Source organism: Paenibacillus mellifer (genome assembly GCF_023195895.1).
In the GTDB taxonomy this organism is placed as follows: domain Bacteria; phylum Bacillota; class Bacilli; order Paenibacillales; family Paenibacillaceae; genus Fontibacillus; species Fontibacillus mellifer.
The window spans coordinates 108334-129974 of record NZ_JALPRK010000007.1; the positions used below are offsets into that span (position 1 = coordinate 108334).

General features: G+C 43.1%; 18 protein-coding genes and 1 pseudogene. 13 read left to right on the forward strand and 6 right to left on the reverse strand.

All coding sequences use genetic code 11. The annotated features are described in order from the left end of the window. Positions 1-31: 31 nt before the first annotated feature. From M0651_RS10005 to hxlA, 3 genes are read right to left on the reverse strand one after another with little or no spacing between them, the layout of a single operon-like run. Entirely contained in the window at positions 32-748 is a 717-nt protein-coding gene (locus tag M0651_RS10005) for a 3-ketoacyl-ACP reductase (RefSeq protein ID WP_169284744.1), read from the reverse strand. Positions 749-770: 22 nt separating this feature from the next. Further along, positions 771-1328 (reverse strand): 6-phospho-3-hexuloisomerase, encoded by a 558-nt coding sequence (gene hxlB / locus M0651_RS10010; protein WP_372490926.1) that lies wholly within the window; start codon positions 1326-1328, stop codon positions 771-773. A gap of 9 nt (positions 1329-1337) precedes the next feature. Beyond that, complete coding sequence (hxlA, locus tag M0651_RS10015; protein WP_169284742.1) at positions 1338-1970, reverse strand: 3-hexulose-6-phosphate synthase; 633 nt, start codon at positions 1968-1970, stop codon at positions 1338-1340. Between the two features lie 150 nt (positions 1971-2120). On the opposite strand from hxlA, the gene M0651_RS10020 reads away from it, so the two are divergent. The 4 genes from M0651_RS10020 (at position 2121) to M0651_RS10035 (ending at position 6991) form a co-directional block, all read left to right on the forward strand. Next, positions 2121-2483 (forward strand): winged helix-turn-helix transcriptional regulator, encoded by a 363-nt coding sequence (locus M0651_RS10020; RefSeq protein WP_169284741.1) that lies wholly within the window; start codon positions 2121-2123, stop codon positions 2481-2483. 865 nt (positions 2484-3348) lie between these two features. Next, positions 3349-4806 (forward strand): spore germination protein, encoded by a 1458-nt coding sequence (locus M0651_RS10025; RefSeq protein ID WP_169284740.1) that lies wholly within the window; start codon positions 3349-3351, stop codon positions 4804-4806. Next, on the forward strand, positions 4803-5918 hold the full coding sequence (locus tag M0651_RS10030) for a GerAB/ArcD/ProY family transporter (RefSeq protein WP_169284739.1): 1116 nt from the start codon (positions 4803-4805) through the stop codon (positions 5916-5918). The genes M0651_RS10025 and M0651_RS10030 overlap by 4 nt, the downstream gene beginning before the upstream one ends. Positions 5919-5920: 2 nt before the next feature. After that, positions 5921-6991, forward strand: coding sequence for a Ger(x)C family spore germination protein (locus tag M0651_RS10035; protein WP_169284738.1), 1071 nt, complete (start codon positions 5921-5923; stop codon positions 6989-6991). Positions 6992-7101: 110 nt separating this feature from the next. On the opposite strand, the pseudogene M0651_RS10040 reads toward M0651_RS10035, so the two are convergent. Further along, positions 7102-7376 (reverse strand): annotated as a pseudogene (locus M0651_RS10040) (IS110 family transposase); the annotation flags it as partial. Positions 7377-7575: 199 nt separating this feature from the next. On the opposite strand from M0651_RS10040, the gene M0651_RS10045 reads away from it, so the two are divergent. Then, positions 7576-9225: a hypothetical protein gene (locus M0651_RS10045; RefSeq protein WP_169284737.1), complete on the forward strand. Its 1650-nt coding sequence runs from the start codon at positions 7576-7578 to the stop codon at positions 9223-9225. Then, complete coding sequence (locus M0651_RS10050; protein ID WP_248551628.1) at positions 9226-9945, forward strand: hypothetical protein; 720 nt, start codon at positions 9226-9228, stop codon at positions 9943-9945. Between the two features lie 16 nt (positions 9946-9961). Here the strand turns inward: M0651_RS10050 and M0651_RS10055 are convergent, their stop codons facing one another. Then, on the reverse strand, positions 9962-10414 hold the full coding sequence (locus tag M0651_RS10055; protein WP_084137021.1) for a putative iron-sulfur cluster-binding metallochaperone: 453 nt from the start codon (positions 10412-10414) through the stop codon (positions 9962-9964). Positions 10415-10426: 12 nt separating this feature from the next. Further along, positions 10427-11440 (reverse strand): IS1595 family transposase, encoded by a 1014-nt coding sequence (locus M0651_RS10060; RefSeq protein WP_084137024.1) that lies wholly within the window; start codon positions 11438-11440, stop codon positions 10427-10429. An 84-nt stretch (positions 11441-11524) separates the two neighbouring features. On the opposite strand from M0651_RS10060, the gene M0651_RS10065 reads away from it, so the two are divergent. The 7 genes from M0651_RS10065 (at position 11525) to M0651_RS10095 (ending at position 21636) form a co-directional block, all read left to right on the forward strand. Then, the gene (locus M0651_RS10065; protein WP_248551629.1) at positions 11525-11899 is read left to right on the forward strand and encodes a hypothetical protein; all 375 of its coding nucleotides are present in this window, start codon (positions 11525-11527) and stop codon (positions 11897-11899) included. A gap of 340 nt (positions 11900-12239) precedes the next feature. Beyond that, a complete protein-coding gene (locus M0651_RS10070) occupies positions 12240-12725 on the forward strand; it encodes an aldo/keto reductase (protein WP_169284735.1) in 486 nt (161 codons plus the stop codon). Positions 12726-12978: 253 nt separating this feature from the next. Beyond that, the gene (locus M0651_RS10075) at positions 12979-14403 is read left to right on the forward strand and encodes a Wadjet anti-phage system protein JetA family protein (protein WP_169284734.1); all 1425 of its coding nucleotides are present in this window, start codon (positions 12979-12981) and stop codon (positions 14401-14403) included. Further along, the gene (locus M0651_RS10080; RefSeq protein ID WP_169284733.1) at positions 14403-15011 is read left to right on the forward strand and encodes a DUF4194 domain-containing protein; all 609 of its coding nucleotides are present in this window, start codon (positions 14403-14405) and stop codon (positions 15009-15011) included. The genes M0651_RS10075 and M0651_RS10080 overlap by 1 nt, the downstream gene beginning before the upstream one ends. Then, a complete protein-coding gene (locus M0651_RS10085) occupies positions 14980-18387 on the forward strand; it encodes an ATP-binding protein (RefSeq protein ID WP_169284732.1) in 3408 nt (1135 codons plus the stop codon). Before M0651_RS10080 ends, M0651_RS10085 begins: the two co-directional genes overlap by 32 nt. A gap of 38 nt (positions 18388-18425) precedes the next feature. Continuing rightward, positions 18426-19727 carry a Wadjet anti-phage system protein JetD domain-containing protein gene (locus M0651_RS24185; RefSeq protein ID WP_169284731.1) on the forward strand — a complete coding sequence of 434 codons (1302 nt, stop codon included), beginning with the start codon at positions 18426-18428 and terminating at the stop codon, positions 19725-19727. 616 nt (positions 19728-20343) lie between these two features. Beyond that, on the forward strand, positions 20344-21636 hold the full coding sequence (locus tag M0651_RS10095) for an RES domain-containing protein (protein WP_169284730.1): 1293 nt from the start codon (positions 20344-20346) through the stop codon (positions 21634-21636). The last annotated feature ends 5 nt before the right edge of the window (positions 21637-21641 follow it).

Below are 21641 nucleotides of genomic sequence, written 5' to 3' on the forward strand. Positions count from 1 at the left end.
GTCGGGATGCCCTTTCTGTGTATGCCGGTGATTATTGCGGGTTGGTCGTGAGAATGCCCGCGGTTTTTAAAACGACGCGCGACGGCAGCGTGAGGGCCGCGATCGCCAGCTGCGCCACGTCCTCGGGCTGCATCATCCGCTCCTCCGGGCCGACCGGCAAGCCCGTCCTGACGGCGAGTTCCGTGTTCACGGTGCTCGGCGTCAAGGCGGCGACCCGGATGTTGGACTTGCGGACCTCATGGAAGAGGGATTCCGTCAGGCCCATCACGGCGAATTTAGACGCGCAGTAGGCTGAACCCGTCGCGAAGCCGCGTTCTCCGGCCGTGGACGCGACATTGACGATGTCGCCGGACTTGCGCTCCAGCATCGTTGGCAGCACGGCGCGTGTAACGTAGTACGTCCCCATCAGGTTGACCTGAACGATATGCTGCCACTCCTCGGGATCCATGTCCGTCACGGTACCGAACGTCGCCGTTCCCGCGTTGTTGATCAGGATGTTGACGGTGCCGAGCTCGCCGATCAAGCGGGCGACAGCCGCTTCGACCTCGCCGCGGTTGCCGACGTCGGCCATCGCGATGGCGGCGTCGACGCCGTACGTCTCCTTCAGCTCTTTCTGCGCGCGTTCCAGGTCTGGCGCGGAACGCGCCATCAGGCCCGGACGCACGCCTTCCTGCGCGAGGGCGCGGGCGACCGCGAGTCCGATCCCCTTACCCGCGCCTGTAATAATAGCCGTTTTACCTTTGAGCATGCTTGCCTTTCCCTCCTGTCCGTTATTCCAGATTCGCGTGATTGCCGTACATCTTGCCGGAGTTCTGGCGCTGCGATTCCATGATCCGAAGGATGACGGCGTCTAGTACAACCAGAAGCGTCTGCTCGAACAACGATCCCATCGGCTGCACCGTCAAATCCCTGCCGGACGCCTGGTCCTTCGGCGCTCCCGGCAGCTGGACGACGATGTCGGCCCGCGCTCCGATCGTCGACTGCGGTTGGATGGTGAGTGCGGCGACGTCCGCATCCAGCGCCTTCGCCTTTTCGGCCATGCTGATCAAGGTCTGCGTCTCGCCCGAACCGGAGCCGATCAGCAACAGGTCACCCATAGTAATACCTGGTGTTACCGTCTCGCCCACGACATGGGCTTGCAGCCCCAGATGCATCAGGCGCATCGCGAAAGCCTTCATCATGAGGCCGGAGCGTCCCGCCCCCGCCACAAATATGTGTCCGGCCCCGAGAATCGCTTCCGTCAGCCGTTCGCCGGCGTCTTCTGTGAGCAGCGATGCGGCATGCTCGAGCTCTTGCACGATATGCGCCGCATGGCGCTTGATGGACAGCGCCATCGCTTAACGCGCCGAAATCAGCCGCTTAATTTCGGCCGCCGCGGCACGCTTGTCCGCCTGGCCCGTAATGCCGCCGCCGACGATGACCAGATCCGGGGACGCCTCGATGACTTCCGGCAGCGTGGCGAGCTTGATCCCGCCTGCAATCGCCGTCTTGGCGTTCTTCACGACGTTTTTGATCACGCGAAGCTGTTCGAAGGAATTCTCGCCCTCCGCCTGTAAATCATATCCGGTATGCACGCAGATGTAATCAACGCCGAGCGCATCGACTTCGCGCGCGCGTTCCTCCAGGTTTTTCACGTTGATCATGTCGACCAGAATTTTCTTGCCGTGCTTGCGGCTTTCCTCCACCGCGCCGCGGATGGTGGAATCGTCGGTCGCGCCCAGCACCGTGATGATGTCGGCCCCGGCTTCGGAAGCCTTCATGACCTCGTAAGCGCCCGCGTCCATGATTTTTAGATCGGCCAGCACGTCCAGATTCGGGAACGCCTCCTTGATTTCCTTCACGGCGAGAAGCCCTTCGTTAATGACGACCGGAGTGCCGATCTCGACGATATCGATATATTCCTGTACTTCCTTGACGACTTCCTTGGCTTCCTGGATGTTCACCAGATCGAGTGCAAGCTGAAGTTTCATGATGAATGAGTGCCTCCTTTGAGTGTGAATATACTAAGTATGCGCTAGGCTGAACTTAATTATAAGGAGAAGGTATCAAAACTGGAAGTAGGCACAATTTTGTTATATAGTGTCTAAAAGTATACTAAGGTGTAGGAGGCGGACTGCAGCATGAGCAGAAATGAAGACAAGGTATTCAATTGCGAGAAAGAACTGACGCTCTCCATTATCGGCGGCAAGTGGAAAATGATCATCATGTGGCACCTTGGAAAAGAGGGCACCAAACGGTTCAGCGAGCTTAAATCGCTGATTCCGGACATCACGCAGCGCATGCTGACGACGCAACTGCGGGAGCTGGAAGACGACGGCATCGTGAACCGAATAGTGTATCCCGTCGTGCCGCCTAAAGTGGAATACAGTCTGACGCCCCGCGGCGAGAGCCTGATTCCCATTCTGGATCTGATGTACGAGTGGGGAAAGGACTATATCGCGGATATGGGAGAGCAGGTAACGATTCGCGGCACCGAGAGGTGAACGGCGGAAGGCGAGCTCGGTTAGTAGCAGCAATATTAGGGAGTCATTAAGAGTGGTTTTTGGGTGTTATTTTTTATCAGGCATGGAGTTAATGCTCCAAATTTTGCATACTCGGAGTGAAACACATGTCTACTGTAATTGAAAAGTTACTAAAAACTGATGAGGATATTAAAATAGATATTATTAAGGACTTTGTGTCTGATCTATGAAGGAAGTAAGTGTTCAAAAACTAGTCAATAAATACGGTAAAGATGAGTTCGTAAAAATGCAAAAAATTTAGAAATAATAACTAGGCACAACCTTCATTTAAACGAAGGTTGTGCCTTCTCTGATACTGGTTATTATCGTGGGATACGCCCGCCTTAGGCACATGTTATAGTATTTCGAGGAAGGTGGCATTTTTGGAAAGAAAGAAAAGTGCCGTTGGGTATATCCGGGTATCACGTGGTGATACGGGGAACCGTACCACAAAAGAAGTAAACTTTTTGGCATTACATGCTTGCGGGGCGAAGAAAGTCGCCCCCCGAAGAGGAACTATGCTTAACTTACATAATGGTTAATCTCGAGGAACTACATACCTAGATAATCTGATGACTTTACTAACCTCAGCTGCTTAAGATGGTCTAATCACAGCTACATCGACAAATTCCTTACACTTAAATTATTTTTGATTATCACCTCGGCATATCTAACACCAAATAAATCCACTACTCCCTTAGGCTACATATAGTATTGTTGTTTGACTCAAACCACATCTCAAAACGTTATGCGGTTTTGAAATACAAATTGCAGGTCGTATGATTTTTCGATTACAGGGCAAGATATTAACCACATGATTTTGATTACTTTAATAATGGAGAAGACTATGGTTGAAAAATACGACCCTCAAATAAAAAATCATCAAATGTCCACATGGCTTGATGAATTAAAACAGAAATTAAACCATATGGATGATGCCGAAGTCGTTGAACACAGAATGGGTACCAGTGCTTCAGTCCATCTTGTATACATAAAAACGTTAATAGATCAAGAGCGTTTAAACGAGGCGATTATTCAGCCACTTCATCGTTGTGCTGACAAGTCGCTTTCTTCATGCATAGCCAATGCTAAAGTTTCGGAAATTATATCGATCGAAGATGCTGAGCAAAAAATAATGCAAGGATTTATTCTTCTAAACGATTCAGTCAACGATCAATGGTTAGGCGTCCAACTGGAAAATCCTTTGGGTCGGGCAATTCAATCTTCCCAAACGGAAACTGTTATATATGGAGCGAAAGACAGTTTCAGCGAACAAATCGATAAAAACATTACAATGTTACGCAGGCGTTTGCCTATAACGACATTAAAAACGGAAAGCTTCACTGTCGGTTCACTGAGTAAAACGAAAGTTGTGTTACTGTACATAGACGGATTAATTAATCCGGAATTTGTTTCCCTTGCAAGAAAGAAAATTGAAAGTGTGGATTTCGATCAGTTTTTAGACTCCGCTCAGCTTGCAGCTTTTATGGAAGATCATCATCATACGGTCTTTCCACAGTTACTACAAACGGATCGGCCGGATTCCTGCGCCTACGCCTTAGGTGAGGGAAAGCTGACGCTATTGGTCTCCAATTCACCGTTTGCCTTAATTGCTCCCATTACTTTTTTTCATTTATTCCAATCGCCTGAAGACTACTTCCTTCGTTGGCCGGTAGCCAGTTTTTTACGTTTAATCCGGTACGGAAGTTTTATTGTTTCTTTGACGATGATTCCTTTTTATGTTGCATTAACGACATTTCATTACCAAATGGTTCCGCTGCCGATTCTCTTCGTATTATTGGAATCGAGAAGCAAATTGCCCTTTACTCCGTTTGCGGAAGGATTTTTCATGATCGTAACGCTGGAAATCATCAAAGAAGCAAGTTTGCGAATGCCGACCAAAACCAGTCAAACGTTAGGGGTTATCGGTGGTATCGTCATTGGACAAGCGGCTGTAGAAGCAGGCTTTGCAAGTAAAGTATTAATTGTTTTGATGGGTATATCCGCTATTGCTTTCTTTTTAGTTCCCAATTATCAAATGACAAAATCCATGGTTCTGATGCAAGTGTTTCTTCTTATCCTTGCATCGTTTCTTGGGTTGCCGGGAATCGTGATCGGGCTGATCGGGATTCTTGCACATCTCCATGGATTAACGTCATTAGGTCAACCTTATTTAGCGCCGATTGCTCCTTTTTATGGGAAGGATTGGATCGACCTCTTTATCCGCGGCCCATTAATTTGGATGAAAACGCGTCCGGGTTATCTAAAACCACTACGGAAATGGCGGCAGGAGATGAAGAAATGAAGACTTTATCCTTATACAATCGAACTTCCACCCTTGGTGGCATCTATTTCCTTTTATTGGTTAATCGCACGCAAATGCATTATTTTATTTTAATCATGCCGGTTTATTTGGTTCATTCGTATATGGTTTGGGGAATTGTCGTCATGGGGCTGCTGTCCCAACTTAATTTGATGATGCTGTCCAAATGGTTTACTTCCAGTTATGCAACGAAAGGCTATCAAGGATTTGTACAGCTTTTCGGGAAACGGATGGTTCAAATTTTCGCAATACTTGGTTTTTTGATCATATTGTTAAAAATTTCAATCATCACACTGGGATACGTTGAAATGCTCCATAGTTTTATTTATCCATCAATGAATAAAAAGTGGCTGGTCCTAATGATTCTTTTGATCAGCTTATTTGTGGCTTCACATGGAATGGAGAAAACATTGCGTTTTGTTGTCATCGCCTTTCTTTGCGGGGCTTGGATCTTAATCGTGTTTATTCCTTTTTTCTTTCCGCCGATTGCAAATTACCGCGATTTGTATCCTTTCATACCCACCGAATGGTCAGGACAATCATGGCAGGGTTTGTTGTTTATTTGGTCGGCATTTTCCGGTCCAGTATATTTGGCCTTTATGGTTCCATGGTTAAGCTCCAATAAAAAAATATCGAAATATCTTGTCATTGGAAACATGCTGACGATCATGGAATATTCATTATTGTTCATTGCTTCAGTATTGTTTTACGGTTCGAACTTCTTAAGCAAGATCAATTTTCCGGTAGTATATATGGGAAGCTACATTCAAACGAGCGGTTTAGAACGAATCGATTACATCCTTATCTCTTTTCATATGTTTAATTATGTGTTTGACATTTCAATTCTTCTGTTGTGTCTTTATGGAGCCGGAAGAGTCTTTATGAGAAAAATGAACGAACGCACGACTCGGATCGGATTATTGTCGAGTTGGTTCGTCATTTTGATAAGCATCATCATAATGGATCAATGGTTATGGGAAACGGTTCCGGGTCAAAAGATGTTACTGAACATTCAAATCTGGCTCGGCGCATTCATTTATTTACTTGTTCCTACGATCCTTTTCACTGTGGTTAAACGAAAGGAGAGTATGTAGGCATGGTACCATACAAGCACTATGGTTTATTGGCGATTGTAAGCCTTATGTGGATGGCCGGTTGTTCTTCTCCATATGTCGAGAACAATATGATCGAAGAGATCGCTCCGGTAGTTTTTTGGTCGGTTGACAAGGGGACGGAAGGAAAGTTGAAAATCAGCACTTTAGTACCACCACTCATCAAAGAAAAAAAACGTCTTCTCTCCAAGGAAGTCGATCTGTTAAAGCAGGGAGGCAAGGAGTTTAATTTAATTTATTATCGGGAATTAAAGCAGGGGCAGCTGCGAATGTTATTAATCAATGAGGAGCTGGCAAAAAAAGGAGGCATTGAAAAGCTGATCAATACGATATTGGTTGATCCCGATATTTCAATGCGTGTCTATTTATTGATTGTCAGAGGCGATTTTGATGAATACATAAAAAATCAATTGACGAAGCAAGAAAACCAAGATTATTTTCTTTACCGGATGTTAAAGCATTACGAGGAGCATAACCAAGGTGAAATGAGCATCGTCAATATTCATCAATTTATGAAGATGTTCTATTCCCCTCTTAAGGATCCGATCCTACCGGTTTTTCATTCGGATAAGAACAATTTCAATTACGTAGGGACAGCCTTCTTCCAAAAAGATAAAGAAGTAATGGTCATTCAAGACGTGGACGATGAAATTTTTCAACTTCTGGATAACGATCATTTCTTAAAAGTCTTGGCCATTCCAAAGTTATCTATCAGTTTAGGACGTATTCGATCCAATGTTCGCATGAAACTATCGAGGGACTATTCATCCTTGTCTTTACACGTGGGATTGAACGGAAGAATTGAGGAATACCAGGGAGAAAAGAAAATTCAAAGTGAGGAACAATTGGAGCATTTAATTCATGAGATTGAGGTCTACCTTGAGGAACAAACGTCAGATTTATTAAATAAAATGCAACAGTGGAAAGTGGATCCCTTAGCGGTCGGAACACATTCGCTTAAGCCGTTTTCTAAAGAAATAACGGAAGAGCAATGGTTGAAATATTGGGAAAATATAAAAATTGATGTTGACTATGACATCAAAATACATCCTTAAATTAATATTGAGCGGTTGATGTGATTCAAAACAAGCAAATCGTTCCGAGCCGCTTGAAAGGTTTTTGTTTGCATTAAAATAGATGCTTAGCCGTCATTTATGATAGATAGGGTTTTACGGCCCGGAACATTCTCTTGATCCGCTGGGCGTTTACAACAAGTGCTTCCATATCCTCAAGCTCCAACAAATTGTATATCGGTTTCCTGTATGGTCCTGTACTTTCCATAGCAGCATGAGTGCATTTTTTGGTCTTGAGCACCATGAGCAAGATCAAATCGTCGGTCATGGTGCCCAACCTACGGATTTCCTTACCTTCAGACGTAATGGTGCAGGCAACGATGTTCTTTTTATGAACGTCAAGTCCGCAAACAAGTATGTCGAAAATCTATTATAGAGTTTCGATCATAATTGTCTGTATGAGTTAACAACGGTAGAACAGGGCTGTTTCCAATCATTAGGGAAACACCTGCCAGAACGTGTAAATGAACACTTCGAATGAGTAAGACTTGACGAAGAAAAGAATCCATCCATAGATTCGGAATTTTTGCATTTGAACCCAAACGATTTGAAAGTGAGGGAACTATATGCTTTCAGTTGAACAATACATAACAAAGATGAAGAAAAAAGATAACCTTGATGAATTCAATTTTAAAAATCATGCCGAAAATATGTCCACGGTTCTGAAGTATGTCATGGATTATTTCAATCATTATCTGAATCCGGAAGAATACGATTATGAGAACATCAAGACAGAACAATCAGCATTAAAAATCACCCAAGAGATAGAAGGCTTATTTCCTGAAAGCAAGGGCTTTGTTATTGAATACTATAAAAAAACAAAGAGCCGGATAGATCGATTACTGAAGTCATGGATGTATGAACGGAAATACGTTCATCTTATTTACAGTACCGAGGAGTATGAGAATACGATTCATAAGTTCTGTAGCAGTGCAAAAATGAAAGGAACAGAAATTGATCAGTATCGGGATCAATTGATCATTCTGGCAAAAGAGATAAAAGCAAAAGAGACAGAAAAACCGTCCATTTCTGGATTCAAGTATTTGGATAACTCTTTGGTTAGCTGGGTAAAGGAGGCATTCCGCAGTTACGGTGTGAATTTATTCGAATTTGCTCAGAGCTATACAGGCACTTTTTTCAACGAGTACATAGAGCGCATTTATATTAGGGAATCGGAGCAGTTCTATTACATTAATCGTTACAACCACAGATACAACGATAATCCTTTTAACATGGATATTCTTTATAGAGAGAACGAGCATCGCCCTTTTATTAATGGACGTAAAGGCGAACTGGAAATGCTGATCATGTATGTATGGGTATTTGAAAATGCAAATGATGAGGACTACTGGCCCGAATATGTAAATCTATGTATTTCGACAGGAAGAGTGAGCTTGGTTAAACGGATTAATGTGTTAGTGCCAGTAACAACGAAAGACATGATGTACCCGGCAGATGTCAAGAGTAATATGATTTTTCTAGAAACGACAACAGGTACTTTAAAGGTTGCTCCAAATGAGGCATACATTTTGCGTCTGAGCTATGAGAAAGACAATGATTTATTGTGGAAAGACACAGCAAGGCTTGATGTTGTTATAAAAAATCTGATGGACACGTTTTCCCAGTATGGAATACCTGATACACTGGAATTATTATCCCCATTGCGGTCTCAAACCTACGGTGAAGAGGAGTTCTTCAAGCAGTTCTCAATTCTCGAAAAAAGCCTGAAAAAATATAAAACTATAAAAATTGCTTTAGTTAATGGACCGCAAAAGCAAAGTGGAAAGTTAAAGTATTTGATGCAAACAGCAGAGGATGTTGTGAATATCCATAAAATAGTAAAAGAAATGAAGTTTAAATTAAAGTTTACTATAGATATTTCAAAGCTGATCAAGCGGAAGACTTATAAGGCCGAATTCGAGGAAGACTTCAATCGACTTACTGAGATCAGAACGAGCATCATTGGAATTCATTTGTCCAAGCTTCCTAACCGAACGGGATTTTCTCATAAACATTATAAAGATGGAAATACGTATCTATATAAATATGATTATCCTGAGAACTCGGATTTCTTAGGCTCGTTTTCAGCATTTTTAAATGATAATTTGAGCCGTTATGTAGTGCCTGAGGGGATGGCTTCTGAAGTTGAGCTTGAAGAATTAGTTGACGATCTGCTAAGAGGTGGTTTCTCTTTTTTTGGTAAGGAGGGCGAATAGGTGGTGTGGCGACACGGTTTTATAGAACTAAAGGACATGAGCAATTATCCGATAAATCAGCTAAAAGAGCTTGATGCAATTGAACTGCTGATGCCGGAATCAATGACCAAGTTCAATCAATGGCGTAAGGATATTCAAACTGTGAAGCACAATAAGTACTTGCATCCGTTGATCCTAGAATATCAGGATGAGATTGCTTACCGTAATGCTCGTGATGAAGAGCATCAATTTTACAAAGAGATTGATTCGTATTCACAAAGGATTTCAAAGGTGGAAAACCGCAAGAACAAAGCTGTATTGTTCATAGACGTATCCGAAAAGCAAGCGAATCGAGCATATAGAATTATGAATCGCTTGATTGATGCAGTTAGTGAATTGGGTGGGAGTGTGAGCGTTTGTGCAGGAGAGCAGGACAATATCAGGATACGTTTACTGAACCATGAGTATTCCGTCTCATTGATTGAGATTATGGTCAAAAGACGTTCTCTTTTGTCAAAGTTACAAGCTGGAAGTATGACGGCTGGCTTATGTCCCATGTATGAAAAGATCCCCAGTGGTTTGTTCAAAATGGAGTTTACAGAGATTCTCGGATATGCATCTAGGAATAAAACGGTGCAACCCCTTTGTTTTAACGAAACTCTGGATCACTCTCTTGAAAAACAAATAGGTGAGATTCTCACGGATTTTTTGAAAGGCTCTTTTCGTAAGAATTGTTGCTGATTGAGATGACAAGAGATTAACTCTTGTCAAGACTCCGAATGAATGTAGTGACATTACCCAAACAACAGGCTCCTTGGGGGTTATTAACCTCACACCCACAACGATTAGCTTGAACTTGTTCTCTTATATGGTCAATTGGATGCTGGTTTTCCTGAACAGCTTGTATTAACCGTTCTCTCGTCCATCCAAAGCAGTAACATGCGGGTACATCCAACGCATCGTCTTTTTGGAACACCGAGACTTTGAGCATACCCTTGCCAAAGGTCTGCTCACCACTAAAATACACAACATCACAAGACGCATTAGTGCAAAAATTGTAAGTCATTTCAGGATGAATAGTTTCTAACGCTGTTGGCTTAAGCAATGCCTTGAGCGTAATCAATTGAACACTTTTGCCCTTTTGTAAACAAACAGGACATTGAGTAGGCGGTGTTGGTTTTTCGGTGGTTATTTGACAACATCTATCCATTTTTATCGCTCCTTACGCAGTTTTGAATGTGCGAACAAGTGTAAAATTAGCTTTCTTACACGCATCCAACACCATTGATTTTGTTTGTAGTTTCTTGTTAAGTTTCTTCTGCAATTCTAAAAAGCGGAACCACATGAGATAGTTATCCATGTATTTTGTAGCGACCCCATTAAATCTTTCCATCCACTTCTTTAAACGCTGATGATATGCGTTAACGTGTTGGATATGATAAACGCCTTTTTTAACATGTTCTCCTTTGTTGGAGTTGATGATTTCATGAGGTATGCCCCTCTTCTTCGCAAATGCCTTATAGTTTGTGGCAGAATCCGTGCAAAGAACAATTTCATTATCAAGGCATGTACCTAATGTCTGCTCAATTTCATCTGCTGTAATACGCCCACGTCCAGCTAATTTAGACATAATGTTGCCGTTGCGGTCATGGGCTACAACTATGCTAATTTGTTCTTTACTGATGCCACGTTTTTTAGCCTTGCCTCCTCGTTTCCGAGGCTTTCGATGCGAGATTGATTTCTTACCCTTATCACTTTCCAAGAAGTAGGTTTCGTCACTTTCAATGATTCCACGCAATGTTGAAAAGCCAAGAGAACGCAGAGCATTTAGAATCTTGTGTCGCCAATAAAATGCAGTAGAAACGTGTATATCCAATTGTTCTGCGATTTTGGGTAGGGTAACTCCTTCGACCATCAACTGAAAATACTTCAGCCATTTGTGGGGGTGATGAGTTCCAGAGAGTGGGCTTGCTGTCATGTCATTGAACGATTTGCCACAGTCCTTACATAAGTATCGCTGGCGAGAACGATATTTCCCGTTCCGTTTAATACATACACTTCCGCAATGGACACACGCCAAGCCGTTGCTGAAACGGACTTCTCGAATGTCCCCAACCATATTGGCAATATCCTCTTTCGGTTCAGGAAAAAGAGTATCTTGAATAGCTTGGAATAACCGATGCTGTTCAGCCTTTGGCAAATCGCTAAAATCTCCATAAACAGAATGCCAGTCCATTGTTTTTCATCCTCCCCAAACGAATGTTCTGGTCTAATTATATCATATGCCTTTTAAAGCAACAATCTTTTAGAAAAGAGCCTTTTGAAAAATGCAATTGGGATAAGCGTATCTAGATATATAGCTGAGTACGAATATGAAGTGAAGAAAAAAGAGCAGGAACGTGTTGAAGCCTTAGAAAAGGCCAGGAAGCGGGAGCTTCAGCAACTTGAAGAGTACAATCTTCACAAACAGAAACTAAAACAAAACATTGAGAATCAAATGAAGAACTGGTATAAAGCGAACAAGTTGCGTGATTACGCCGAGGAGCTGGAGCGATTTATTATAACATGTGAGGACGAGAAGACAAAAGAGTCATTCTCCACGTATATCCAACTGGTGCGGGAAGCTGCGGAGGATTATGATCCAGTAGTGGATATAATGTATAGGGTACAGGAGTTAGAGCATGGCAGTAAATGAATCCTCCCCACAGTGAGCTGCGGGGAGGATTCATTTACTGCTCGTTCATGTATTAAAGATACTTTTGATAGTCTACTCTTTATGCGGCCTTCATGTGTATACTTTCGTGCAGACCTGGTGGGAAGGACTAAAAATCCGAGCTTCGCCGATTAACCATAACTTAGATTCAATCAAGGCCCGGTGAAAGTGGATTGATCTGGCTGGGCGCCTCTACCCTATACGCCAAGCAGTTTATGGAAGCTATAGAAATCCAGCGCGCCAAAGGCTGGCATCGGTTCATTGTCATGCAAAATAACTATAATCTGGTTTATCGGGAGGAAGAACGGGAAATGCTGCCGCTGTGCGAGTCGGAAGGAACGGGGTCACACCCTGGTCGCCATTGGCGCGCGGACGGCTATCGCCGCCCTGGGAGGTTGAACGCAAACCGAACGTGCAAAAACGGACCGTCTGCGAGCGCAAACTCATATCCAAGCCAGATATGGATAAGACGATTGTTGACAGGCTGGCCGAGGTGGCTGGAAACCGCAGTCTTCCCATGACCCAAATTACGCTCGCCTGGCTGCTTTCGAAGCCTGTCATTGCCGCTCCGCTTGTCGACGCAACCAAGATCCAGTATATAGAGGATGCGGTCACCGCCGTATCGCTCCATTTATCGGAAGAGGAAATCAGTTTGCTGAAAGAACCTTATCTGCCACATGCGCCATTAAGCCATTACCGTTTTTTGAAAGATAGGTTTTTGTCCCCTAATCAATCCCGATCGTTAATTAAAAGCAAGCGAACCTGTCTATTGCAGATTCGCTTGCTTTTTGTGTGGCGTGAATATTAAGTGATTCTTCACTCTTACAAGATGATTAGTAAGTCAAGAGGCTTTAGATGCAGGAAAAATAAGAAAAATGTAGAAATATATCATAGTGGCTTGCATTCAATTTGGATGGAAGTATGGATATTGGAATTGGGTCGGGGAATTGTCATTCTATTTCAAGGCTAAATGTCCTGAGTCTATTTTGCTATAAACTAGAGAGCTTGGTGTTCTGTCAGTAAATAATCTGTCATTTTCTTCAGGGAATGAGCTGAGTGGTGTGAAATTATTTGATGTAATTCCCGATGGACTTTTCTTATTGTTAACGGGATCGAATAAACAGATTTATGCGGAGATTTTGTTGCTTCTTTATGAGAACGTTCAAGCTGAGCGGTTTGGCATTCGATATGAAGTGATGAGGGACCTGATTCAGGAATTGCTTGAGACTCACGAAGAATTGGGCCAATCTATCCACGAACCGGATCATGATGAAAAACCATTGCTCCAACGCGAACCTGAGCAAATTTCATTAGAGGAGGCTACACGGGCGAAAGCAAATGCTATTCTCAGACGATTGGAAACCATGCGTTGGATTAGTGTTGAAACTCGCAGTCAGTTTGACCGTTATTTGGTGTTGCCTCATTACTCCAGTAAGCTTATCGGTCTATTTAAGGAATTATGTGAAGCAAAATCGGTAGAATATCAGCGATTTGCTTTTCTTATATATCAATCGCTCACAGGTGAAGCTGCCAAGCTACAGCCTTGTTCTGCGGTACTTAGCGCTGCTGATGTCAGCGCACAGTTCCGACAAGAACTCATCGCGCTGTATAACAATATGAAAGCTCATATGGAACAGGTTGTTCGTAAAACTTCAATTCAAGATGTATTGGATCATCACTTTGAACAATATAAATCACAAATTATTGATAAGAGCTATCACCGTCTTAAAACATCGGATCATGTAGCCCGGTACCGTATGCAAATTTTAAATACTGTGCAGCAATGGCTGCTTGATTCGGCAATAATGGAAGAAGCGGCTCTTGACGGGGTGAAAAGCGGGCTATACGCCGTACTGGAGGAAGCTGAAAGGGCAGTTCGTCAAGCGTTGTTTTTCATCGAAGAAACTTTCCTTGGACTGGATGAATTATTTTATCAAATTGATGTCCGTCACAACCAGTATTTACGTTCTTCATTTGAACGAGCTCGTTATTTGAGCCAGCAGAGTGAAGGAACAGAACAGCAAATCGCTAAGCTGCTAGAATTGCTTGGCAAGGTATCGCCATCTGAGGAACAAGATCGGATATTTGCAATACGTGAGATCAGAGCGCTATCTGATCACTCATTGTTGCCGCCGCGGCGGAAAAGGGCACCCCATCAACCAGAGGCCCATATTGTTATTGATATGCCTGAGCACATAAGGCAGGAGCTGAAGGAAAAAAGCGTTGAAAAAATGCGTAAAGCTATAACTCGCAAAAAAGTCAATGATTATGTATTGCAAAAGCTGGATGGCAGGACTGAAATGGAACTAATGGAACTGGCTCCTCATAATGCTGAAGAATTTATTTTACTCGGATATGTCTACTTATACGGCAACGACGGCGGGTCTTCGTTTCGCCTTCAGCGTCGGACCGATCGGCAAGTGCTTGTAATCGGTAATTATCGGTTCGACAACCACACCATTAAACGGAGAGGGGGGCAGTCGTAATGGTGTTTCAAGAATTAGGCGATTCGGAACGTGAAAAAGTGCGGGAAGCAATAAACAGATTATTAGAAGTGAATATGCTTGTCAAGGAAAAGGAAAGGGAGATGTATGCGGTAATACGTCGGAATCGTACCAACTTAGCTTCCTATTTTCAATTTTTAGGTTGGGAATTAACTGTCGATGAACGGCATGAATGCGTTTATTTGCATATTTATGACAGCCGATTGCGAAAAAGGCTCGATCGTGATCATACGATTTGGTTGCTAATCCTCCGGATCTTGTATGAGGAAAAGAGACAGGGATTGTCTCTGGCTGATTTCCCGATGGTGACACTCTATGATATTCGAAGTAAATATGAGACTTTTCAAATGGAATGGGTTAAGCCTACCGTGTTAGACAGGCTAGTACGATTATGTGTCCAAGTTCAATTAATGGAACCGCTTGATGCGGAACAGAGATCGGATGATGCCCGTTTTAAGCTGTTCCACACATGGATGTATGTAATCCAGGCGGATGAGATGAAACAATTGACGGAGCGTCTTGAACGATATGAATCAGAAAAGAAGGGGGGAATACTGGATGAAATGGATGAAGCGGCTGCGGTTGATTAACTGGCATTACTTCACGGATGTGACCATAGAGTTTGGTAAACAGACGCTTATCACCGGCCAAAATGGAGCTGGAAAATCTACCATTATCGACGCACTTCAAGTTCTGTTCGTTGCTGATCAGCGGCTAATTCGTTTTAATGCGGCTACAGATGAAGCAAAAAGGAGCTATATCAATTACTTAAAAGGAAAAATCGGAAACGACGAACGCTCGTTTCTTCGTGATGGGGATTTTACAACCTACATCGTTTCCGAATTTCTGGACGAAAAGAAGCAGGAATCGTTTATTATTGGGATTGCCGTGGATGTTTATCGGGATCGTACGTACGATGAAGAATATTTTATACTGGCAGAAACCAGGCTGGAACAGCTTGATTTCGTAAACTCTCGTCACGAATTGTTGAATCGGGAAGAGTTTCATCGTCGTTATGGCGGCGCATCTGGAACGATTGGAAAAAGAGGAGTTCGAAACAAAGCGTTGTTTGAACGTAACAAGTCCAATTACTTAAAGGCGCTGCTTGCAAGGGCTGGAGGATTACCTGAACGTTTCTTCAAAGTATTCACTAAGGCGCTCTCGTTTAAGCCGATTTCTGACATCCGCGATTTTGTCTATGACTATATTCTTGACCGACGGGAACTTCAATTAGATTTGTTAAAGCATAATTTTGAACTTCACGAACGGTACAAACTGGAACTGGAGCGACTGCAGGAACGAAAAGTACAACTGCAGAGCATTCAGGAGAGTTATCGGATGTATGTAAGATACCGGGAGACGGCGAAGGAGCAGGACTATGTGATTCGTCGTTTGAGATTAGAGATAGAGTGTGAATACAAAGAACAAAAGGAGCGCAACCTGGCCCACTCGCAGCAACAGTTAGCCTTGAATGTGGATAATATTGCTTTAGCAGAAACCAAGCGCCAAGAAGCAAGCGAGGAAAGCAAAAAAGCGTACCAACGTTGGCAAGATAATGCGGCTGAAAAAAGAAAAAAAGAGCTTGAATTGAAAGTAAAGGAAGGTCAAGCAAAGCTTGAGGAATCCAGAAGGCTTAAACAAACGTATGAAAATCAGCTGCTACAAGAGGTTGAGCTTGTAGGACAACTTATCGGTTGGTCTGACAATGAATACTGGATATTAGAAACTCAGGAAAAAGCGGCTAATAATAAGCATCAGGAGACGTTGCAATGTCTACTGGAAATCGTCCGGTTTTCGAAATTGGAAGAGCATGAGGATGAAGAATGGCAGAAGCGATTGGAGACTATAGGAGGCGAATTGTCGAAGTGGCATCAGCGCCTTGTTGTTGGCGAGTCTCGTTTACAAGAACAGCTTAAAGCCGACGAAGAACAAATTCGGGAATTGGAGCGGGTTATTAGAGAACTGGAACAGAAACGGCGCAGTTATTCGGAACCGGTTCGCCAATTGAAAGCTTTATTAGAGGAAAGATTAAATGGCCGTTCGGAGGTATGGATTTTTTGCGAAGAGACCGAACTGATGGATGAGGAATGGCGAAACGCTATTGAAGGATACCTCAATACCCAGAGGTTTGACATATTGGTCGAGCCCAATTATGTTTCGGAAGCGTTACGCATTTATGAGCAGGAGAAGTGGAAGTACAAATTGGAAGGCGTAGGTCTGGTAGATACTGAAAAGGAAAAAAGATTTCTTGGCACTTCCGAGAAGGGGGCATTAGCCCATGAGGTGGAAGCTATCCATCCTGTCATTCAGGCTCACGTTGAGCATCTGCTTGGCAGGGTTATGAAAGCGGCAAATGAACAAGAGCTTCGACGCCATCGTACTGCGGTAACGAAGAGTTGTATGGTATACAGTAATTATGTAGCGAGACAAATGGCCAAGAAGCAGTATGAAGTTCCGTATATGGGGGCAAAGGCAATTATTCGCCAGTTGGAAATTCGACGAGCTGAATTGACAGAGCTCCAGGAAGCGCATGCCCATCGCAGGCAATTGCATAGTGTTTTCCAGACTCGAATGCGCCTAACCAAGGAAAAAGAATCCCAATATGCTCGTCTTGCAGCAAATACGGGTCTTATGCGGGAACTGGACAAGCTTGCTTTCGAGCTAGAACAAGATCGGAACAGTTTAAGAACGCTGGATTTGACAGAATCTGAGCGTTTAAAAAGTGAGTATGGGCGTTGGAGCAAGCAGGAGCAGGAGTGGCTAACCAAACTAGGAGAATATAAAGAGAGAAAAGGAAAGCTGGAGGAAGAATGCAAGCAAGGCGTTGCCAGTGTCCACATACAAGAAAACAAGATCCGAGATGCAGAGGAAAGTTGCCATCAATGGGTAAACGATTGGGGTTTAGAATGCGAGCAACGGGCAGTGCAACGATATGAAGAAGCCATGAAGCAAACAATACCCACCGCGCAAAAGCTGCAGAATTATACAAGCAGTTGGAGAGGGCAGCAGACACTTCGTGATGATCAGTTCAAAGCAGTTGTTACATTACGAACTCGTTATAATGCCAGTAGCGCCGATATTCATGATGAAGAAAATACGGTCTACGATCAGTTATTTGAAACGATTGAGCATCTGAATATTCCAGAGTATCAGTCAAAGGTGGAAGCGGCTCGAGCAGAGTCCGAGGAAGAGTTTAAATCACACTTTATTTTCAAATTGCGTGAAGCTATTGAGATGGCCCGTCGTGAGTTTGATCAGCTTAACTATGCCTTGCGTCATTTTCCTTTTTCGGATGATCGGTATCATTTCGAAGTAAGAGCCAATGAACGTTATAAAAAGTTTTATGACGCTATTATGGACCCTATGCTTATGGAAAAAGGTTCATTGTTTGAGCTTCCTGAAAGCGAGCGTACAGCCAACCTTCATGAATTGTTTGAAAAACTGGTGCGGGGTGAGGTTGGTGAACTAGATGAGTTTACAGATTATCGACAGTACCTGGATTTCGATATAGTTATTACTTCAGGCAATGGGGCGAAGTCCAGATTTTCGCAAGTGTTGAAGGAGAAATCTGGCGGGGAGACGCAAACGCCTTTCTATATTGCTATTTTAGCATCATTTCATCACTTGTATTCAAACAATAAGACATCGCGGCTGGTCGTTTTTGACGAAGCGTTCAACAAGATGGACGAGCAACGAATTCAATCAAGCCTTCGGTTAATCAAGAGATTAGGGTTGCAATTGATTGCCGCTGTTCCTGATGAGAAGATGCAGCATATGGCGCCAGAAGTGTCGACTACCTTGTTTGTCAGCAAGCACAACTATCAATGCTACGTGGATATGATTGATCGTTGGGAGGAGCTTGACGAATCAGAAACTGATAAAGCACACGATATCACTTTGGACGACGATGTCGATGAAATAAGTGGGGCTATGGACATTGCCGAGCGGCAAGAAACGTTATTTTAGACAACACCCCCCAATGTCAGAGACAGGAGAGGTAATGAGTGCAGATTGAATCGGATCGATTGGAGGAGGCCTTCAAACAACATTTTTCTCGCAAGCTCCTAAGTACGCTTCTGGAAAAATATGAACAGAGCCAGTCCTTCCAAAGCGGAGAGCCTGGCAAACAACGGCCGCAACTCGTCATGTCTAAAAGTCCGTTTAACTCGGACTATACAGATGAAATGGATTTTATGAAACGTCAATGGATGAACGAGATCCTGATTGATTTGGAGTACAAGGGAATCATCTCTTTGAGATGGGGAAAGTTCAGTAATTTTCAAGAAGTTGAGCGCATTTATCTCAACTGGGACATGCTTGTTGAAGCTTATTCTCTTTCCGGGAGAATGTCGCTTAGAAAAAAACTGAATCGCTTACGAGAGATATTTGAACCTCTTGTACAACATCCGTGGGCTTGGGTTGCAGATTGGGGAGAAAGGGTTCGGGCAGGACTACTGGAAGGAAAGACGTCATATCTCGATCTGGATAATCCATCTGGCTACGTTGATCTGGTGCGGACGTTGCTACAACTGTCGAAGCTTGACGGAAAGGTTGTTTCACTCAGATTGTTTAGCCAGCAGTTATTTCAGGATTCCAAGCATCTGGAACGGGAAGTATTAAAACGACTGCTAAATGTAGTGAAGCAAGCCTCGGGGGAACAGAGAGAAACAGATGAGGAATGGCTTGATTTCATCGGACTAACCCGTAATCCGCAGTATGTTTATCTATGCGGTCCTCTCAGGGCTCGGAGTAAAAGCGGAGGTTGGATTTCTACAGAAGAACTGATGGGTGGTGTTGGGTTATCCCGTCAGACGGTTGAACTCATTAACGATATGACTACCGATGCACGTCGAATAATTACGATTGAGAATTTGTCCAGCTACCATCAATGGGTCGAACAACGTGAATTATATGCTGCTGAAGAGTTGATCATCTACACGGGGGGATTTCCCCATCGACTTTTGCAGCACTTCCTGAAAATGTTGTCGAATGCAGTGGATAAGGGAGATAAGCCCATTCCAATCATGCATTGGGGGGATATTGATCTAGGGGGCATCCGCATTTTTGAATTTATCAAAACTCGGCTGTTTCCCTCGTTGGAGCCAATTTGGATGAATTCCGCCGTCCTCCTGAATTACGAGCGGCAGGCCGCCTCAGTATCTGATGAATATGCATCTCGAATTCAAGCGGCTCTGGATGACCCTGGATACGCAGCTTGGATTCCAGTAATGCAAACCATGCTGGAGCGGAGAATTCGGCTGGAACAAGAAAGCATTACTGAAATTGAACTGTCGTCGGAAGACTAACGATCGATGTAAGGTGATCTGGTATAGGTTGACCGATTAATAAATTTAGCCTCCTGATACTTCGCGACTGAGGTGAGTCTTGAGGTCGGCCGGATTTCGATCGCTTATAAATTTATAATAAGGCGGCAGTAGACTAAGCGGCGCAGGGATAACTCCCTATACACCGTTATTTTTCATATATGTTCTTTGATTCTCAAATGAGTTGTTCGCAAAGCGAGCCAAATCTTACTTTATGGGACAGCCCTGAAATTTTCAAAACCATTGCTCCAATAACATTTGGGATGGTTGTGGAGTTGGCTGATTCGAGTGTCGTTCTCTCCGAGTTCTCTCAAACGTCCAATTTTAGTCGCCTTTCGATGATTTCCCGCAATACCTTGTAGCACTGGGGAAAGGTGGTGTGAAACGCCGAAATCCCTTGACCTTATAGGATTTTTGAGGTTTTTTGTTCCTCTATAGGGACATGCTTTCCGCTTGCTTCCTTTTAATGTGCGTGATCGTCGAATTATCAGTGCGATCTCACAGACAAGAGGAGGAATAAAAGGATTTTGATCAGATATGTCGAATTATGAAAAATATTGCACCATGTTAAATTTTACTAAATGGGCGAGTGGGAGATATGAACGAGTGCTACGTCATTTGCAGGAGTTGTTTTGACGATCTAATCGAAGTCATTAACAGGCTAAATATAAAAGTAAGTATTAGCAGAAGACCTCGGATCATAAGAGAAACAGAAAAAACAAAGTATAATTGTTTACTGTGTAATTTAAAGCTTGAAGCTTACGTTGAGTATTATCCTGAAGAGTATTTTGAAGAGAAGATCATACCCATCTTCGTGTTAATCGGAGGCAAGCTTTCAACAAAAATTTATGGGTGTTTCAAATGTGTTGGCGCGCAGCTTGATTATGATGTTTATCGTTGGAATAAAGATGAAGAAGACCCGAGTAATTTTATTGAAAACAACGCAGGACAATCCGTTGAAAGCTTTTTGTGGGGGGAAGGAATAGACGATAAGTTCCAAAAGCTAATACTTGAACATCTACGATGTCAAACTTGCCACTATGGTGAAGAGCCAATTGATTATTCCCATAATCCGGATGGAGGTACTTTTGAATCTTATGATCAAGTATATGATGAATATGAAACAAATTCGGTATTTGGATTAGATGACTTTGACTTTATTGAGTTTTCTCAGTTTGCCCAAAAATATAATATTGATCTTAGTTGGCAGGAACTCCATGAGTTTAAACAGCATCTTTTGAAATATCCTCTTCTGGCATATAAGCATGAAACGGGGAAAAAAGTATATGATCTTCTGCAAAAACATTATGAAAAGGGAGACTATATAGCATTAAGAAGTGGGACTCAACTTTTCAGGGGAAGGGCACGAAAAAAAGATAGGAAACATGTATTTGGAGAAGATGAAATCTGGAATCCACCCGAGGGATTGCCTCAGCACGGACGTTATAATGCTGTTGGCATATCTGTTTTATATCTGAGTAATCGAATGAAAGCCATCCCGTATGAAATTCATCCGTTAAACGATGAAAATATTGACATTGCTCTTTTTAAAACGAGAAAAAAATTGAAGTTGTTTAACATCGGTTTGTTTGATCATAGTTTCCAGGGTTTTTTTAATGAGATAAACGAAGAGAGTAAGCCCTTAAAAAAGGCTTATCTACTAACCAATTATATTGGTAATTGCTGTGCTGAAATTGGATTTCATGGTGTGGCTTATCAAGGTGTAAGCGATAGAAAATATACAAACTATGCATTGTTTAATTTTGAAAAGAACAATGAAATACGAATTGTTGAGGTTGTCAGTTTTGAAGTGGAAATTATATATAACCTGAAGACAGAAGCCAAAAGTACAAAACATAAAGGGAATGAAGATACCTTTCCAGAGTTCTAACACGT

What these genes read in the sequence shown, in the direction of transcription:
- M0651_RS10030 (WP_169284739.1), top strand. Translation starts at nt 4,803, where the DNA reads ATGAAGACTTTATCCTTATACAATCGAACTTCCACCCTTGGTGGCATC.
- hxlA (WP_169284742.1), bottom strand. Translation starts at nt 1,970, where the DNA reads ATGAAACTTCAGCTTGCACTCGATCTGGTGAACATCCAGGAAGCCAAG.
- M0651_RS10045 (WP_169284737.1), top strand. Translation starts at nt 7,576, where the DNA reads ATGCTTTCAGTTGAACAATACATAACAAAGATGAAGAAAAAAGATAAC.
- M0651_RS10005 (WP_169284744.1), bottom strand. Translation starts at nt 748, where the DNA reads ATGCTCAAAGGTAAAACGGCTATTATTACAGGCGCGGGTAAGGGGATC.
- M0651_RS10060 (WP_084137024.1), bottom strand. Translation starts at nt 11,440, where the DNA reads ATGGACTGGCATTCTGTTTATGGAGATTTTAGCGATTTGCCAAAGGCT.
- M0651_RS10020 (WP_169284741.1), top strand. Translation starts at nt 2,121, where the DNA reads ATGAGCAGAAATGAAGACAAGGTATTCAATTGCGAGAAAGAACTGACG.
- M0651_RS10080 (WP_169284733.1), top strand. Translation starts at nt 14,403, where the DNA reads ATGGTGTTTCAAGAATTAGGCGATTCGGAACGTGAAAAAGTGCGGGAA.
- M0651_RS10085 (WP_169284732.1), top strand. Translation starts at nt 14,980, where the DNA reads ATGAAATGGATGAAGCGGCTGCGGTTGATTAACTGGCATTACTTCACG.
- M0651_RS10055 (WP_084137021.1), bottom strand. Translation starts at nt 10,414, where the DNA reads ATGGATAGATGTTGTCAAATAACCACCGAAAAACCAACACCGCCTACT.
- M0651_RS10025 (WP_169284740.1), top strand. Translation starts at nt 3,349, where the DNA reads ATGGTTGAAAAATACGACCCTCAAATAAAAAATCATCAAATGTCCACA.
- M0651_RS10095 (WP_169284730.1), top strand. Translation starts at nt 20,344, where the DNA reads ATGAACGAGTGCTACGTCATTTGCAGGAGTTGTTTTGACGATCTAATC.
- M0651_RS10035 (WP_169284738.1), top strand. Translation starts at nt 5,921, where the DNA reads ATGGTACCATACAAGCACTATGGTTTATTGGCGATTGTAAGCCTTATG.